The following is a 16,166-nucleotide window of genomic DNA, read 5'->3' as shown; positions in this document are numbered from 1 at the left end:
CTTATTGCGGCAATGTGCCTTCCGCCTGCTGGCGGGCGCTCACACGAAACTGGCTCGGCGTTTGCCCCACTTCGCGGCGAAAGAAGCGCGTGAAGTACGCGGCATCGGCAAAGCCGAGATCGAACGCGATCTGTTCGACCGACATGTCGCCGAAAATCAGTTTGCGCTTCGCTTCGGTCACGATGCGCGCGCGAATCATCTTCGTCGGGCTTTGCGCGACCGCCGACGCGCATGCGGCGCGCAACTGGACCGGTGAGATCGCCAGCATCGATGCATAGTCCTGCAGCGAGAGGTTCGATTGATAATGCTGGTCGATCAGCTTGCGAAAACGGTCGACAACGCGAAAGTCGTTGCGCGTTTCACCATCGGCGACCCGCTGATCGAGCTGCGCTTCCCGAACGAGCAACAGCAGCAGCATCGTCAGCAGCGCCCGCGTGCCGGCGATGTGTCCTACCGCATGCGATTCGGCTTCCCGCTTCAGATCGCCGATCAACCGATACAACTCGATGCCGGTTTGCGTAGAACCGGCGAGCGGAATCAGACGGGGCGCCGACCACAGCGTGCAGAATTCGCGCAGCTCCGCGTTGATCTGGCGAAGATACGCGTCGTCGATCGTGACTACCCAGCGGTCCACGTCCACTTCATAGTCCAGACCGTGCACGCACTCCGTCGGCAGCAGCAGCGCGCACGGTCCTTCGAACGGCACGCTGCTTCCTTCCAGGTTCATCACACCGCGCCCGCGCAACACGAAAATCACCTGTCCATACGCCGGGTGCGCATGCGGCTCGGTGCGCCAGCGGCCGCGCTCGGTCACGTGGCCGACGTGCACGAACCAGTTCTCGTCCTCGGGGCGTTCCACATAGAGCCGGACCCTCGGCACCGTGGTCTGCCTTGCGCTACTGCTGTGCTTTTGATGCTGATCTTTCATCGCGCGACTTCGAACGTTCGACCAGAAAACGGCCAATCCTTTCACACATTCCGCGCATGTGCGACCTGATATTTACCCGGACGCGGATACCGGAGAAAAGTGCCAGCGAATCTAACTTTTGTGTAAAGGCATTCAAACCGGCATCGCATACATTGCGGTCCACGGCGACCATCCTGCGCGTCGACATCGTCGAGCGCCGTCACCGTGTTACGAAAAATTCAGAGTCGTGAATCGACCGCTTCCTGCATATCAACGAAATGTGGAAGGAGACATGAAAAAATCCACCGCTATCCGCGCGCGGCTGCTCGGCATCGCCGTGCTCGGCGGTATCGCCGGTCCGGCGCATGCAGCCGAAACACTACCGGGCCTCGACGCAGCGAGCGACGCCGCGCGACTTGCACCGGCCGAAAGACCAGCGCCAGCCGACCCAGCGGCACAGTCCGCGACGCCCGTCACGCTGTCGCAGGCGAGCACGTTGACTGCACCGCTGTCGCCGCCCGCGCAGGTCAGTGCGCCGACGTCATGGAACGATACGTATATCGGTTACCGCGTCGGCACCAACTTCTACTACCCGGGCGTGCGAACGGCGACAGGCGCACCGGCGAAGGTCACGCAGAACATCGGCTTCCTCACGACGACCGGTGGATTCCGGTACGGCAGTTACGCGTTCAACGTCGACTACCTCGTGTCGAACATGGCCAACCCGGAGGCGGGCCCGACGAATCAGTACGGCTACCCGACGCCCGGGTCCGGCGGTGCGCAGGAAGTCTATAGCGTCGGCCGCGTGTCGCTCAGTGCCAGCAGGATTTTCAACCGGCCGTTTTCGTACGGATTCGTCCGCGACGTCGGAGTGACGCTCGGCTACGAGTTCGGTACGAAGAACGACGCCTACGCGGAACGGGCCCGGATGTTCGTGGCCGGCGCGACCATCGAGTTCGCGATTCCGCGCGGCTTCTGGAATATGACGCTTGGCGTGCGCACCGAGAGCAACCACGACGGCATTACGAACGTCGACGTTCACTTCAACCCGGCCGTGCACTTCGAGAGTTCGTGGCTTTATCCGTTCCGTCTCGGCCCGGTCCCGCTGGTGTTCAAAGGCTTCGCGAGCGTGACGGGGCCGAAGGGGAAAGATGGCTTCGGCGTGCGCACGACCACCGAGTTTCTCACGCGCGCTTATCTCATGGCGGACGTCGGATCGTTCGTCGGCCATCCGCGCACGATCTATGCGGGCATCGGCTACGAGTACTGGCACAACATGTACGGCACGCCGGCTTCGGAACAACCGGGGACCACGCAGACATCGGTGCCGATGTTCGTCGCGGAACTTCATTTCTGATTCGCGTGCAACCGCGTGCAGACGCGGTTATCCGCCTCGATGAACAACATGGAACGCACGATGCGCAAACCTCTTGTCGCTTTAGCCGGCGCGATGTCGGCTGCACTGATGCAGCCTGTCCTTGCCCAGTCGTCAGTGACGCTGTATGGCGTCATCGATGACGCGATCGAATACCAGAACGGCGGCAACGGCGCCGTCGCACGGATGACCTCCGGCGGCCTGTTCGCGAGCCGGTACGGGTTCAAAGGCAGCGAAGACATCGGTGGCGGCTTGCATGTGAACTTTCAGCTCGAGCAGGGATTTTCCGGCGTATCAGGCGCCGCCGCGAACGGAACCGCGGCTTTCAATCGCCAGGCATGGATCGGACTATCCGGCGGATTCGGCGAACTACGCTTCGGCTTGCAAAACACGCCGCAATACATCTTCCTGAATCCGGAGCTCGATCCCGTTGCGGTGATGAGCATGGGCTCGCCGATGCTCAACTTCAACAGCCTGACGATTCGCGTCAGCAACGCGATCGCGTATTTCACGCCGAACTTTCACGGGCTGACCGCGCAGTTCATGGTGGCGATGCGTGATTCGACGACGAAGCCGACCAACGGTATCCAGTTCTATAACGCGGCTGCGCGCTATGAGAACGGTCCGTTTCGCATTGCCGCCGGATACGAGCAGGCGCAGAACGCGTCAGGAACATCGACGCTGAAGGTGTTCAACGCCGGTGTGTCGTACGGCATCGGCAACGCCCGGCTTTTCGGCGCATACCACACCGAGAAGCAGACGGACAACAGCGTGAAGCGCGACTCGTACGAAGCCTCGGGCTCCTGGCTGTTCGGCCCGGCCGATCAGCTCGTGCTGATGTACGGTTACGTTCATGACCGCACGGGCAACGGCAACAATGCGCAGCAAGTCGGCATGACTTACGAGCATTACCTGTCGAAGCGGACCACGCTGTATGTGTCGGCCGCATTCATCGACAATCGCAACAAGGCCGCGTTCACGCTGAACGGCACTGCCTATGCAGGCGTGACGGTTGCGCCGGGATCGAATGCACGCGGTGCGATTTTCGGAGTCGTGCACAAGTTCTGAAGCGCTGCCACGACGCCTGCCGACGATTGCCGGCCGCGTTCCACGTCGACGCCCCGGATCGCGCCGGACACCAAATCGCCGATTGCGCCGTTGCTTTCGCCGGGCAGCCCGGACGCCGACCAATATGACAACGCCAATAAAAAAAGCACTGCGGATCGAACCCGCAGTGCCCCGAGACCCAGCACGAACCGCTTTAAAGCTTCGGAATATAAAGCGGCATCGAGTCTTCCCACAGCGTATCGGTAATCGCATGCCGGTCGCTACCGTCCGCATTCATCACCCAGTTCTGGCCGTCCGGCTGGAACGTGTCGTCGTACAGCGACAGCTCGTCGCGAAATCCGTACTCGCCCGAGCTGTACGCGATGCGCCCGTCCCATGTCCACGTCGCGTGAGCCTGGTTGGCGCCCGGCGGCGTCAAGCGGCGCACATCGGTGCCATCCGGCTTGATTGTGTACACGTCGAAGTGAAACTTGTTCGCGTCGTTCGGGTTCACCTCCTTGCGCGTAAACACGATCCTCGTGCCGTCCGGCGACCAGCCGGGGAGATTGTCGGGCTCGGTGGTCAGCACCATCGTCTTGCGCGTGTTCAGATCGAGAATTCGCAGGCCCTTGTCGGTCTCGCTCCACACGCGATAGACGATGCGCGTGCCGTCCGGCGAATAGCTCGGGAAGCCCGCGTTCTCCTTGCCGTCGGTCAGGATCTCCGGCTTGCCGTTCATGCTGCCGTCGGCCCTGATGCGCGCGATGCGGCCAGGCATATGGGCTCGCGTGAAGAACCAGCTGCCCACGCCGAACGCAACCCACTGCTTGTCCGGCGACCACGTCGGCTGGAACGCACCCGCGAGGCCCATTGCGACCAGCTTGGGATCCAGACCGCTCGTCGCCGGATCGTAGATGTGGCGCGCATGACTGAAGTCGGTATCCGCGACGACGATCGACGAGCCGACCGCCTTCTCCGTGTACACGAGCGATTTTCCGTCGCGCGACAACTGCGGGAACACGTCGACGAAGCGATAGTTCCATTGCGGATCGAAGCGATATAGCGGCATACCGTTCGGGTGGAACGGTTTGCTGTACACGACTTTCTCGTAGACAACCTTCTTGCCGTCCGCCGAATAACGCGGCGAGCGAATACCGCTGCCCGCCGTCGCACGGGACTGCCCGGCGGTCGTATACAACCCTTCGGCTGCGCCGTTCTTGACGTGATATGCGACGTCGGTCGCGCCAACATATTGCGGGAACACCTTGAATCCCGGCGTATCGGTCAGCTGCTTGCGCACGCCGGTCGCGACGTCCACCTGCACGATCTGCGAGCTCACCTTGCCGATCGCTTCCGGGCGGTGCGCACCCCAGGTCGATTCCACCGGGGTTTCATAAAACACGATCTGCTTGCCGTCGTTCGACCACGACGGCGATCCGTCGGCGTAGCCCGCACGCGCCGCGATCTGTCGGAATCCCGTACCGTCCGGACGAATCTCATAGATCGCCGTTTCCTGCGTGCGCTCCCAGCCGACCGGCAAGTTGTGACCGCGCCAGTCGGTGCCGAGATCGGAAGAAAACGCGATCCATTTGCCGTCCGGCGACCATGACGGCCGGAAGAAGCTATGCGGCTTGTCCGGATCGAAGCGGATGTCGCCCGTCACGTTGTGCAAGGCGCCAGTCTTCAGGTTCAGCGTCCAGATGTTGGTCGTGCCCCAGGTGTCGTTATCGCGACGCGACGATACAAATGCAATCACGTCCGGATCGGCCGGGTCGTAGACGGCCGCATCGCTCACACCGGTCCAGTCCGTCAAACGCTGCAGGCCGGTCCCGTCTATCCGCACGCGATACAGGCTTGCATGACCCAGACCGTCGCGCTCCGACGTGAACACGACCCATTTGCCGTCCGGCGAAAACGAACCGTGGTAGTCGAAGCCGCCGGACGCGATCAACCGGTGTTCGTCGCTGCCATCGGCATTCGCGATGTACAGTGCCGACGTCGTGGGGCCGATGCGGTAAAGCAACAAGTCCCCTTTCGAACCGTCGGTCGCTGCTCCGGCTGCCGAAACGAACGCAGCGGCCACGGCAAACGCTGCAAACGACAGCGGTTTTCGTTTTATCTGAAGCGAAGAACACACAGTAACCGTCTCCATTTTGTAGTGAGGATCACATCGGTCTGCATCGTCCGGCAACGTGCGAGTGCCGGCAAACGACGTTTCTCTCGTCGACATGAACGCCGGCGGCTCAGTCGGCTGCGCGCCAGTACATGAAGCCCATTCCCTCGCCGGTGCCGGCCGGTGTACGCCAGCACGGAACGTAGTCGACCAGCGTCATCGGGGCGCCAGTCTTCTCCATCGCTTTCATCACGCTCGCATAGAGCTTGATTTCGGACGTGCCGGACTGATACGCACGGTTGTCGATCGCCGCAAGGCCGTCGTAGTCGTAGTCGGCGAGCATTTTCAGGATTCGGTGGTCGAACTCCTCGTCGTTCACGAAATGCGACAGGCCGCCGGACGCGAAAATGCCGATCCGCACGTCCTCCGGCCACGCGTTCAGCGCGTCGCGCAGCACGTCGCCGAATGCGATACAGCGCGACATCGACGGTTGGGTCGGCGGATAGAAGCAATTCATCAGCACCGGTACGTGAGGCGGCGGATCGTCGCTCATGATCTGGTGGTACACGAAGCTGTATGCGTGCGGTACCACGGGATAGTCGGGCAACGGCTTCATCCATACATTGTCGGGCCATGCGAACAGGTCGGTGAGGTCGAAGCCCTCGCGCTGAAACCGTTCGATGAGCCAGGCGGCGAGTTGCGGATGACAGCGGTGCGTGACGTGCCGATCCGGCGCATAGACCGCACGCTGCGGCGGCCCGTTATGCACTTCCGCGCCGCTGTAGATCGCAATCGACGGCGACTGGTGCGTGAAGATTTCCTTCTGATCCTTGCCGAGGATGATCGCGACGTCGATGCGTGCGTCGCGATACGCAGCAGCCATCGCGTCGAGCGCCGCCCGGCAGCGCGCCGCACGCGCGCGGCGCTCCTCGAGCGTCAGATACGGCTCGAAAGCGGCACCGCGATGCGCTTCGAGTTCGGGATAGGTCCATGTCCGGTTACGGAACCACAATTCAGGGTTCGCGCGGTCGCGTTCGCCGTTCTTGAGCCAATCCTCCGGCGCCTGCCCCAGCATGCCGCTATGGGGCACCGCCATCCCGAATACGATTTTCGCCATGTATGAAATATCCAGTCCAATACCGCGGGATCACCCGCCGTTACGTTTATCCGAAAGGAAATCCGGAAAAATTCCTGTGGTCGGCGACGGTTACGCCTCGCGCAACGGGCGCGGCGCCATGCTGGCCTTGGGCGCCCATTCAGGGCGAAACAGCGTCAGCGTCGCCACTGCGCCGATCAGCAAGAACACGAGGATCACCATCATCGGCAGGTCGTAGCTGTTGCTGACGTGCAGAAGCCACCCGGACAGACTCGCCGCGACGCCGCCGGCAAGGCTCGTCGCGACCTGCTGCACGCCGGTCACGAGTCCGATCGCTTCGCGCGGAATCAGCGTGAGCCGCGACAGCACGAGATTGTTTGCAGTCGTGAAGCCGAGCAACGACAGCGACAGCACGTTCCAGAACAGCGCCATGTCGAGCGAATGCGCGTACGCGCCGAGCAGTACGGTGCTGCCGCCGCAGAAGCCGGCGATCGTGAAGCCCTTGCGTACGACGAGCGGGTTGCCGCCGCGCGCGATCACGAGATCCGCGGCCCACCCGGCCAGCGCGGCGACGACCGCGATGCCGACGAAGCTGAAGAACGTGTAGAGCCCCGACTGCGCAAGCGACAGTCCGCGCTGCTCGACGAGGTACGCGGGCATCCACGTCATGGAATAGAACGTAAAGTAGCCGTAGCAGAAGTTCGTGATCATGCCGCCCCACACGACCGGGCTTGCAAGAACGCTGCCGAGCGATACCGAGCGCGCCGTGCGGCGGGCGTGCCTCAGCGACTCGCGGCTCGGCAGGTCGTTTCGCACGAGCAGCAGCCACGGCGCGAGCCACAGCAATCCCAGCAACCCTGTCGCGACGAACATCGCCTTCCACGACCACGCGACGATCACCCACGCGGCTACCGGCGCGCCGATCGCCGGCCCGAGCTTGTTGCCCATCGCAAGCAGCCCGACCGCGAGCCCGTTGCGGCGCTCGTCAAAGTTATTGCGAATCCAGCGGTAGCTCGCCGGAATCACGATCGCTTCGGCCACACCGATCACGAGCCGCATGACGACAAGGCCTGCGAGCGTCGACACGGCACCCATGAGCGCAGTCGCGATGCACCACAGCGCAAAGCAGATTGCATACGGCCACTTCACGCCGTAGCGGTCGGCTACCCAGCCCATCGGTACCTGGAACAGGCCGTAGGACCAGAAGAACGCTGCATTGATCCACCCGCGATCGATACTCGTCAGCGAAAATCGCGTCACGAAACTCGCATCTGCCAATGCGCTCGAAATGCTGCTGCGATCGACGAACGAAATCAGTACGCCGAGTGCAAGGAGCCCGAGGATGAACCAATGGTTCGAACCGCTGCGGTGTCCTGGTTTTGCTGTCTCCATCTGCCTTGTCTTCATGGTTCGCACTGCATTGCTACGCGCCCGGCGAGATGCGCAATGCGCGCGCCGGACCACTTGCCAACGTTCCGGCGCGAATCAGCGCCGGGTGCGGCTGCCTTGCCGTCTTACCGAAGAGACCATGCCGGTCTCCGGGGTGCGTTACGCTTGCGGGTCGACGAATAGTTCGTCAATCGACATGTGCCGCGGCGTCAGCCCCTGCTTGAACGCCGTCGCTTCGAGCGCCTCGATAGTCTTGATGTTGTCGTGCAGCCCGTACGGCAGCGGGTCGTGCCCGACGATCTCGCGCATACGCAGGTACTTGTTGTCGCTCGGACCGGCGACTTCGCCCGCATCGACACGCGCAAGCCATTCCTTTTTTGCCTGAGCGAACGCGTCATATAGCGATTTTGCAATCCACGGGTGCTCGGCGAGTACGGCGTCCTTCACGACGATCGTGCCGTGCATCGGATAGATGCCGGTGCGCGCGTAGTAGTCCGCCTCCAGTTCGCGTGCGTTCGGGAACAGCTCCGGGTAATCCGCCTCCACCTCCTTCCAGCCGCCGGTCGGATTGCCGGTGCGGCCGATGCCCGCCGCGGCGGCAAAGCCGGCCGCGAGCTCGCCGCTCGCCATCATGTCGGCGAGCGACGTACCGTTTGCCGCGTGGACGACGTTCGGCGGCAGCTTCAACTGCGTCACATGCTCCTCGTCGTCGACGACCCACGTGACCTTCGACACGTCGACGCCGTATTCGTCGATCAGGACCTGCCGCGTCCATACGCCGGTCGTCACCGAATACGCCCGCACGCCCACTTTCTTGCCTTCCAGGTCCTTCGGCGTGCGGACATTCGCGTCCGGGCGCACGAGCAGCCCGCCATGATGGAACGTACGCGTGACGAAAACCGGCAACGCGACGAACGGCGCTCCGAACGCGCGCGCGATGAGGTAAGTGGTTGGCGCGAGCTCGCACACGTCGAATTCGATGTCGCGCACCATCCGTCGGAATGCGCCGATCTGCGGTTTGACCGTCACGAATTCGGCCTGTACGCCTTCGATCGGAATCGAGCCGTTACGGATCGCCGCCGTATGCGGATATTCCGCGATTGCAATCTTGAGAGGGACTTTCCTGATCAACATCGTCTCCGCATGGTGGACCGTCGCCGTTGGCTGAAGCGGAAATGCCAGCGCCGGCGATCGGCTTGCAGACAGAACGATAGGCACAGGGCAAGGCGCCGTCCCTACAAAAATTGCAGATTCGCTGGCACTTTTCGCGAGCGCGGTAACGCACCCGAAAAAAGTACCAGCGAAAGCATCGTTTCTACAGAGACTTGGATCGTGCGAGGTTTCTATCATCCGCCGTACACGACAACGAACGCTCGCATTGCCCGGTTCGCGAAGCGTAGCCAGGCCTAAAAAAAAAACAGACGGAGACAAATGAAAAGGACTTCTCTCGCAGCAGTCGTCATGCTGTCGGCGTGCGCGTATCAGGCCGCTCACGCGCAGTCGTCGGTCACGCTCTATGGCGTCGTCGATAACGGCATCGAATATCAGAGCGGTGGTGCGGGACACGTTGTCCGCGCATCGTCGGGCGGGCTCTTCGCGACCGTCTACGGGTTCGTTGGACACGAAGACCTCGGCGGCGGGCTCCGGGCGAACTTCCAGCTGGAGCAAGGTTTTTCGGCGGTCAACGGCGCACCGCAGAATTCGGCGGATGCCTTCAATCGCCTCGCATGGGTCGGCATGTCCGGGCGCTTCGGCGAGTTGAGGATCGGCCGGCAGAAGAAGCCGCAATATCAGTATCTCGACGGCGAAATCGATCCGCTGGCTGCGAAGTCGATCGCGTCGCCGCTGAACGACTTCGACGACGTGTCGGTGCGCGCGAGCAATGCGATCACGTGGTTCACGCCGGCGTGGCACGGACTCACTGCGCAGTTTCTCGTGGCAATGCGCGACTCGACGACTACGCCGTCGAACGGCCTGCAGTCGTACAACGTGGTTGTCAAATACGTCAACGGTCCGTGGCACATCGCGGCCGGCTACGACCGGCAGGACAACGCAGCCGGAACATCGGTGCAGAACGTGTTCACGGCGGCCACGTCGCTGAAGGTCGCCGCCGCGCGCTTCTACCTCGTCTATCACACCGAAACGCAAACCGACCACAGCCAGAACGAGGCGACCTGGTCGGCGTCGGTCTCGTGGCAAATCAACCCGACCAACGAGGTCGCCGCGCTGTATGGCTATCTGCACGATCGCACCGGCAACGGCAACAACGCACAGCAATTCGGCCTCGCATACGAGTATCTGCTGTCGAAATCGTCGATTCTCTATGTCGCCGCGGGGCTAATCGACAATCGCGGACGGGCTGCGTATGGACTGAACGGCACGGAGTACTCAGGCGTCGACGTCACGCCGGGCGCGACCGCGCGCGGCGTCATCGTCGGGCTCACGCACAAGTTCTGATCGGTCCGCCTCAAAGCCAGGAGTTGAGCAGCGGTCTGCGAAGGCCCGCGGATGAACGCAAGCGCCCTGCTGCTTCCGGCTCGGCGCGTCAACGTTAAGAACGGAAAGGCCAATGAAATGTGCGACATCTGCATTTATCCGGCGCTGCGCCATCTGAATCCGTATGACACGAGCGCCCACGGTGCCCGCGTCCACTATTCACAAACGTTGCGCGAAGGACGAGCACCGGTTTGTATGCACCCGGCCGCGTCGGCCTTGCTCACGCGCCGAACTTCCGCACTTGCCCGTCGGTAGCTAAACACAGCGATTACTGCGGGGCTCGTGCGTCCGGAGCACAAACACAATTAGCCTCCTGCACTGCCGCGTGGGTACTGGAGGTGACCTCAGACAGATCCTTACCACGAGTCTCCGGCAGCAACAGCGCCGCTATCACAACAAGCAGATAGGACGCACACGCACAAAGACCCATCGCCACTCCGAGATCAAGGTGTGCACTGACCACGCCGACAATGGCTGGCATCACGGCGCCGATCGCGCGCCCGGCGTTGCCGCAGAGCCCTTGTGCTGAAGCGCGGATCCGGGTGGGGAACAGTTCTGCGAGGTAGGCGCCGGTGCCCGCTGCGGTGCCGGACTGCAGCGTACCAAGCACGAACCCAAGCAGCAGCGTGACGGGCAACGTCAGTGGCGCAAGTGTGTAGGTCGCAACCGCAATCGCCTGCAGACAAGCGATCACGACAAAGGTGTGGCGTCGTCCGAAACGGTCTGCCATCCAGCCGTTCAGGAAAGCGCCCGAGAACGAGCCGAGAATGTTGATCGCGAGATAGCCACCAACATTCGTGATCGACAAATGCAACACGAGCTTCAGATACGCTGGCAACCACGTAATCATGACGTAGTTGCCGCCATAAATCCCGAACGTCAGAAGAATCGCCTTAAACGTCGTTGTGCGGATTGGACGGTCAAAGACGGCCCATACGGGCGGCGTATCGTTGGGGCGTGCGAGCCGGGCACGCGTGAATGCGGGCGCCTCTTTGATATAGCGGCGGATCCACAGTACTAGCAGGGTCGGGACGAGCCCAATCGCGAAGAGCACACGCCACGCGACCGACTGCCCCAGTGTGCTGAACACGAGTGTCGACAGCAGTACCGCGACGCCGTATCCGACGGCCCAACCGGCCTGCAGCGAACCGACTACACGCCCGCGCACCTGCGGGCGGATGGTCTCGCTGATCAGCACAGCGCCCACTGCCCATTCGCCGCCGAAGCCGAGCCCCTGCAGACTGCGTGTGATCGTCAACTGCCAGAACGAATCGGTGAATGCAGACAGCAGCGTGAACGCCGAGAACCACAGAATCGTGATCTGCAGCACGCGCACGCGTCCATACCGGTCGGCTAGTATCCCCGCGATCCAGCCGCCCAGCGACGCCATAATCAGCACCGTGGTGCCGAGGAAGCCGGCTTGGCCGCGCGTCATGCCCCACAGCGCGATCAGGGTCGGGATGGCCAGTGCGTACATCTGGGTGTCCATCGCGTCGAGTCCCCAACCGCTGAAGCATGCCCAATACGTGCGCTTCTCAGACTGGCTGAGGTCGGTGTACCACTTGAACATCTTCTGTCTCCGGTGCGTATCTGCTATGCGCGCTCATGGCGCGGACTAATCGGCAACGCCCACGAGCTGTCATGTGCGTTCACGAGCCGCCCTGGTCGGTGGCAAGCTGTGTCGCGACTGTTCGTTGGGTTGCTGAGGCGCAGTCGATACATGCTTCAGCTATCTGCTGCCCTGAACAGCCCGGAGTCTGGATAGCGAGTCGTGACGCGCCAAGTAGGGGTTAACCATGGAACGATGGAGCGTTTGGTGCCTGAAGCGCATACCCCGGCAGCGTTTGTGCCCGTTACTCCTGCGTCGTTATCCGGTCGCGGGACCGATTTTCCACTAAGCCCAGCTGCCCACTCATGTGGCCACGCGATAAATAAATTGGATGCCCTTCTCGGGGATTTGCATGACGCTCTCGATGCACGCGCCCGCCAGCGACCACGTCCGCGCCGGCGTTTCGGCGCAGGCCATGGAGTGGACACAAAGACTCGTTTGGTTTTCTCATTTGCTTCCAGTACTCGATACTGGACAAAACTGAGATCTCAGTGTGGCGCCACGGTTCGGTGAAAGCGGAAATGTGACTAACCGACAAACACTACGGTCCCGTGTCCGCGCCGTAACGGCGAGCGCCGCTCACCCTATCTCGTGCGATATCGCGCCCGGATCGATCGTCAGGATCACATTCGCCACGACTCCGCGCACCGGATCAAGCGAGTCCACCAACGTGGTGTGCGCAACAGCCTGCGCCATGCTGGCTTGCGTAGATCGGCCCGTCGCCGGGCCCTTGCTGCGCCCACGCGCCGCTTGACGCGCCAGGCATCGCGGCGGCAACGAGCAGTCCGAGAATCCGTTTCTTCATGGTGCTTTTCTCCTGAAATCCAGCACGTCAATACGCATGCCGTCCGCGACCAGACCAAAGCACGTCTGCCTTCGGAAGCACGTGCGTTCTTCGTGAATACACGGAATTCGGACACGGACGGTCACCCTCTGCCGCCCCGCTTTCCTGCTGTCGATTGAAGTTCTTCGCTGTGGCGCTTCGCTCAGGATTGCCCGGACGCATGCCGGATCGCGCCTGCTTGCGAGACATCGCCGGTCCTTTCCGACCATCCGCCGCCGAGCACCTTGTACAGCGTCACCAGGTTCGACAGCTTCGCCAGTTGATCCGTGACGAGCTGCTGTTGCGCCGTATAGAGCGTCCGTTGCGCGGTCAACAGCGTGAGGAAACTGTCCGTGCCGGCTCGGTAGCGCGCTTGCGCGAGATCGTAGTAGTCCTGCGCCGACGCCGAGGCTCCCCGACCGAAACCGGCTCACCTGTGAATCATCCCAGCCGAGTGCGTCCGCAACAGGCCCGCGGCTGCGCGGATCACTCAGCGCTTCCCGAAATGCCCGCTCAATAATTGAATGACCTTGAAGGTCGACTTTCCTAAACCTCGTACATCACAACTAGATGCGAACTACCGCTATGCGAGAATCAAAGCCTCTGACCTCCTCAACCATCACACTACGGGGTTCGCATGACCATGAATCTGATTCCCGAAAGCGGTGCTTTGGCAGACCTGAGTGCCAAAGTCGACACACTGGAAATCGCATTGCTCACTGCACTGAGCCTTCAAACCAAGCCGCAAGCAGAGGCGTTCTTGAAAGCGTTCGAGCAGAATGTTCAAGCTCGAGAATCGATCAACCGCAACACGGAAGACCCGCTCACCTGGAAAGAGCGTCTTTCCCCTCACGCGAAGCGCTTGATCCAAGCAATGAAACGTCGATGATTCCTTGGCCGCGCTCCGTATCCCAATCCAGGCGAAGCGCCGGCCGGATCAACCAGAGGACCAAACGTACGTACAGGCGCTTCATGCGGCCTCCGCTTCCGTTACGGATTTCGGAATAACACCCATTATCTCCGCTGTTGGTGCTGCAAACACCACGTTCGAATTTCTGAAGAACGCACTCAGTGCCCGCGATGAAGCGAAAGTAGGCGCCCGGACTGCCGAACTCGAAACTAAGCTCCGAGAGATCAATCAGGCCGCCCTCATGGCGACGCAAGAAGCGCTCAAGGCGGCGCAAGACATGCGCGCGATGGACCAGAAATTGGCCACTCTTGAGCGTGAGAATGAGCAACTTAAAGCGCGCGCCGAACGTCGCGGTCAGTATGTGCTGACGAACATCGGCGGGGGCGCGCTCGCCTATCGCTACAACAACATCGAGGGAAATGCAGATGCCCCGCACTACCTTTGCCAGCCCTGTATGAGCAAAGGGAATGAAATCGCCCTGCAGCCGCACGGACGTCATGGCAACTTTCGTTGCCCATCGTGCGAGACGGTGTACATCACGGACGCCGGTGCAGGTCGGTCGACCGTGGCGCTGATCTAGCGTCATGCGATGCCCTTTTGTTGAGCGAGCTCTTTCCACCATGCTTGTATCGCCACGAACGTACTGCTCTTGCAGTCCGACTTCCTCGCAGGATTCGATTGACCGTCGGCTGGGAAATCTGGAGACGACGCGCGATCGCGACTTCGCTCAAGCCTCGCTGGGCCTTGATGTCGCTGAGAAGCGCGGTGGCAGTAGTTGGCATGTCCATGCGCACATTCCATACTCGAATGACCAATTGTCGATGCGCGATCGAGTGGCTTGTCGATATGCCCTATTCATTGACGTATAGTCACGCCATGAAAAAAGTCGGTGACCGATTGAGAGAGCTGCTGCATGCCCATCCCAACTACGGGGAGCGCGGGCAGAATAGGCTTTCGCGCGACACTGGGGTGCCGCAGCCAACGATCAGCCGCATTTTGCGTGGCGGCTCGGTGCCCGAGATGGAAACTCTAGCGGCACTGGCGATCCCATTTGAGGTGACGTGCGAGTGGCTTCTCACTGAACGCGGCCCGAAGTTTGTGGCGGAGTTGTACAGTTCTCACGCGCACGACCGAGCAGGAGAAGCAAGCCGCCCGCTTCCTCCTCATGTGCAGAAATTGATTTACGAGATCAAGCGGGCCAACGACGCCGGCGTCTCGGAAGAGGTGTTTGCCGCCGTCGCAACATTGCTCAGATCGATACCGACACAGCATAGCTGTGCCGACGACGGTGACCTTCCGCATTTGCAGCCGTAATTTCGCCCTCGATCCCGGCTTCAACAGCCCGAATCGGCTCGAGCGCTGAATCGTAGGCCAGCGCCCAATTGCTGACGACGATGCGCGTTCTGTTTTTCATGAGCGTCACGCCAGGCTCACCCAGCGACAACCCACTCCGTTTCCGAGTGAGCCATTCTTATCAGCACAATCCGGCCGACCAAGGCCGGATTCCATGCACCGACAACTCTCGCCTGCGGATTTCGGCGATGGTGATCAATCGTTTCGGCGAACGTGATCAGTCTGGAAGGTGGTGTTGCGCGGTCAATGGATTATAGCGACGGTGATCACGATCAGGCGTCAGCGGACTCGGATTTCGTTTTCTTTCTCATCGAATCGCCCTTGACCGGAAGCTTGTGGGCCTGATGCACGAGCCGATCGAGAATCGCATCGGCGAGCGTGGGGTCCTGCAGCCACGCGTGCCAGTGTTCGAGCGGCAACTGGCTGGTGATCACAGTCGAGCGCGTACCGACACGATCATCAAGTACCTCAAGCAGATCATTGCGCGCCGCCTGGTCGAGATCCTGCAAGCCCCAATCGTCGAGGATCAGCACATCAATCTTCGCGAGTTGCGCAAGCCGACGTGTGAAGCTGCCGTCGCCGTGCGCGATTTTCAGCTCTTCGAACAGCCGCGCGACGCGCACATAGAACACGGAGAAGCCCTGCCGGCACGCCTGCTGGCCGAACGCGCAAGCGAGCCACGTCTTGCCCGCGCCGGTGGGGCCGGTCAGGATCAGGTTCTGAGCATTGCGCACCCAGTCGCAGCCGGCGAGCGTGGCGACGATGCGCTGGTCCAGCCCACGGGTTTGCCGGTATTCAATGTCTTCGACGCAGGCCTGTGGGTTCTTGAGCTTCGCGGCGCGCAGCAAACGTTCGAGTCGTCGCGTATCACGCCAGGCCAGCTCGCGATCTACGAGCATGCCCACGCGTTCCTCGAATGACAGGCTGGTGCTTGCCGTGAGCGTTGACTGCTCCTCGAACGCGCGAGCCATGCCGTCCAGTTTGAGCGCCTTTAGCTGGGTAAGGGTGTGCTGCATCAACATCGTGACCTCCTTTGGGTCAGTGGTAG

The 16,166-nt window shown here is 61.6% G+C and carries 14 protein-coding genes and 1 pseudogene; 6 read left to right on the top strand and 9 right to left on the bottom strand.

The features are described from left to right. Position 1: 1 nt before the first annotated feature. Positions 2-928, bottom strand: a complete 927-nt coding sequence (locus tag ACSHSS_RS06380) for a helix-turn-helix domain-containing protein (RefSeq protein WP_233622157.1) — start codon at positions 926-928, stop codon at positions 2-4. A gap of 271 nt (positions 929-1,199) precedes the next feature. Between ACSHSS_RS06380 and ACSHSS_RS06375 the strand changes: the two genes are divergently transcribed. Both ACSHSS_RS06375 and ACSHSS_RS06370 read left to right on the top strand, forming a co-directional pair. Next, positions 1,200-2,264 carry a hypothetical protein gene (locus ACSHSS_RS06375; RefSeq protein WP_230949168.1) on the top strand — a complete coding sequence of 355 codons (1,065 nt, stop codon included), beginning with the start codon at positions 1,200-1,202 and terminating at the stop codon, positions 2,262-2,264. 60 nt (positions 2,265-2,324) lie between these two features. Continuing rightward, positions 2,325-3,350, top strand: coding sequence for a porin (locus tag ACSHSS_RS06370; protein ID WP_230948628.1), 1,026 nt, complete (start codon positions 2,325-2,327; stop codon positions 3,348-3,350). Between the two features lie 193 nt (positions 3,351-3,543). On the opposite strand, the gene ACSHSS_RS06365 is transcribed toward ACSHSS_RS06370, so the two are convergent. The 4 genes from ACSHSS_RS06365 to ACSHSS_RS06350 all read right to left on the bottom strand — a co-directional run bounded on the left by ACSHSS_RS06365 (position 3,544) and on the right by ACSHSS_RS06350 (position 9,061). Then, on the bottom strand, positions 3,544-5,355 hold the full coding sequence (locus tag ACSHSS_RS06365) for a hypothetical protein (protein WP_445544731.1): 1,812 nt from the start codon (positions 5,353-5,355) through the stop codon (positions 3,544-3,546). Between the two features lie 217 nt (positions 5,356-5,572). Beyond that, positions 5,573-6,559: a DODA-type extradiol aromatic ring-opening family dioxygenase gene (locus tag ACSHSS_RS06360; RefSeq protein WP_006399668.1), complete on the bottom strand. Its 987-nt coding sequence runs from the start codon at positions 6,557-6,559 to the stop codon at positions 5,573-5,575. A gap of 90 nt (positions 6,560-6,649) precedes the next feature. Continuing rightward, complete coding sequence (locus ACSHSS_RS06355) at positions 6,650-7,945, bottom strand: MFS transporter (protein ID WP_445544730.1); 1,296 nt, start codon at positions 7,943-7,945, stop codon at positions 6,650-6,652. 141 nt (positions 7,946-8,086) lie between these two features. Further along, on the bottom strand, positions 8,087-9,061 hold the full coding sequence (locus ACSHSS_RS06350; RefSeq protein ID WP_445544729.1) for an ABC transporter substrate-binding protein: 975 nt from the start codon (positions 9,059-9,061) through the stop codon (positions 8,087-8,089). Between the two features lie 297 nt (positions 9,062-9,358). Between ACSHSS_RS06350 and ACSHSS_RS06345 the strand changes: the two genes are divergently transcribed. Next, positions 9,359-10,384: a porin gene (locus tag ACSHSS_RS06345; protein WP_445544728.1), complete on the top strand. Its 1,026-nt coding sequence runs from the start codon at positions 9,359-9,361 to the stop codon at positions 10,382-10,384. Between the two features lie 307 nt (positions 10,385-10,691). On the opposite strand, the gene ACSHSS_RS06340 is transcribed toward ACSHSS_RS06345, so the two are convergent. Both ACSHSS_RS06340 and ACSHSS_RS06335 read right to left on the bottom strand, forming a co-directional pair. Continuing rightward, positions 10,692-11,993 carry an MFS transporter gene (locus tag ACSHSS_RS06340; protein WP_006399633.1) on the bottom strand — a complete coding sequence of 434 codons (1,302 nt, stop codon included), beginning with the start codon at positions 11,991-11,993 and terminating at the stop codon, positions 10,692-10,694. 1,025 nt (positions 11,994-13,018) lie between these two features. Further along, positions 13,019-13,261 (bottom strand): annotated as a pseudogene (locus ACSHSS_RS06335) (TolC family protein); the annotation flags it as partial. A gap of 231 nt (positions 13,262-13,492) precedes the next feature. Here ACSHSS_RS06335 and ACSHSS_RS06330 point away from each other — a divergent pair. Together ACSHSS_RS06330 and ACSHSS_RS06325 are read left to right on the top strand one after the other, a co-directional pair. After that, positions 13,493-13,744, top strand: a complete 252-nt coding sequence (locus tag ACSHSS_RS06330; RefSeq protein ID WP_059783685.1) for a hypothetical protein — start codon at positions 13,493-13,495, stop codon at positions 13,742-13,744. 4 nt (positions 13,745-13,748) lie between these two features. Next, positions 13,749-14,345: a hypothetical protein gene (locus tag ACSHSS_RS06325; RefSeq protein ID WP_217117355.1), complete on the top strand. Its 597-nt coding sequence runs from the start codon at positions 13,749-13,751 to the stop codon at positions 14,343-14,345. Here ACSHSS_RS06325 and ACSHSS_RS06320 read toward each other — a convergent pair. After that, positions 14,302-14,547 carry a helix-turn-helix domain-containing protein gene (locus ACSHSS_RS06320; RefSeq protein WP_367305289.1) on the bottom strand — a complete coding sequence of 82 codons (246 nt, stop codon included), beginning with the start codon at positions 14,545-14,547 and terminating at the stop codon, positions 14,302-14,304. The two genes, ACSHSS_RS06325 and ACSHSS_RS06320, sit on opposite strands and share 44 nt — an antisense overlap. Here ACSHSS_RS06320 and ACSHSS_RS06315 point away from each other — a divergent pair. Continuing rightward, a complete protein-coding gene (locus ACSHSS_RS06315) occupies positions 14,444-15,079 on the top strand; it encodes a helix-turn-helix domain-containing protein (protein ID WP_253635692.1) in 636 nt (211 codons plus the stop codon). The genes ACSHSS_RS06320 and ACSHSS_RS06315 overlap by 104 nt on opposite strands. 311 nt (positions 15,080-15,390) lie before the next feature. On the opposite strand, the gene istB is transcribed toward ACSHSS_RS06315, so the two are convergent. Next, entirely contained in the window at positions 15,391-16,140 is a 750-nt protein-coding gene (istB, locus tag ACSHSS_RS06310) for an IS21-like element IS408 family helper ATPase IstB (RefSeq protein WP_006397350.1), read from the bottom strand. Positions 16,141-16,166: the final 26 nt, after the last annotated feature.

The organism is Burkholderia sp. BC1 (genome assembly GCF_052683555.1).
The sequence above is the reverse complement of the archived record's forward strand: the minus strand, read 5'-3'. Positions and strand labels throughout refer to the sequence as shown.

Excerpts from the sequence above, each read along its gene's own strand:
- ACSHSS_RS06380 (WP_233622157.1), bottom strand. The coding sequence starts at position 928 with ATGAAAGATCAGCATCAAAAGCACAGCAGTAGCGCAAGGCAGACCACG.
- ACSHSS_RS06375 (WP_230949168.1), top strand. The coding sequence starts at position 1,200 with ATGAAAAAATCCACCGCTATCCGCGCGCGGCTGCTCGGCATCGCCGTG.
- ACSHSS_RS06370 (WP_230948628.1), top strand. The coding sequence starts at position 2,325 with ATGCGCAAACCTCTTGTCGCTTTAGCCGGCGCGATGTCGGCTGCACTG.
- ACSHSS_RS06360 (WP_006399668.1), bottom strand. The coding sequence starts at position 6,559 with ATGGCGAAAATCGTATTCGGGATGGCGGTGCCCCATAGCGGCATGCTG.
- ACSHSS_RS06355 (WP_445544730.1), bottom strand. The coding sequence starts at position 7,945 with ATGAAGACAAGGCAGATGGAGACAGCAAAACCAGGACACCGCAGCGGT.
- ACSHSS_RS06350 (WP_445544729.1), bottom strand. The coding sequence starts at position 9,061 with ATGTTGATCAGGAAAGTCCCTCTCAAGATTGCAATCGCGGAATATCCG.
- ACSHSS_RS06345 (WP_445544728.1), top strand. The coding sequence starts at position 9,359 with ATGAAAAGGACTTCTCTCGCAGCAGTCGTCATGCTGTCGGCGTGCGCG.
- ACSHSS_RS06340 (WP_006399633.1), bottom strand. The coding sequence starts at position 11,993 with ATGTTCAAGTGGTACACCGACCTCAGCCAGTCTGAGAAGCGCACGTAT.
- ACSHSS_RS06330 (WP_059783685.1), top strand. The coding sequence starts at position 13,493 with ATGACCATGAATCTGATTCCCGAAAGCGGTGCTTTGGCAGACCTGAGT.
- ACSHSS_RS06320 (WP_367305289.1), bottom strand. The coding sequence starts at position 14,547 with ATGCCAACTACTGCCACCGCGCTTCTCAGCGACATCAAGGCCCAGCGA.
- istB (WP_006397350.1), bottom strand. The coding sequence starts at position 16,140 with ATGTTGATGCAGCACACCCTTACCCAGCTAAAGGCGCTCAAACTGGAC.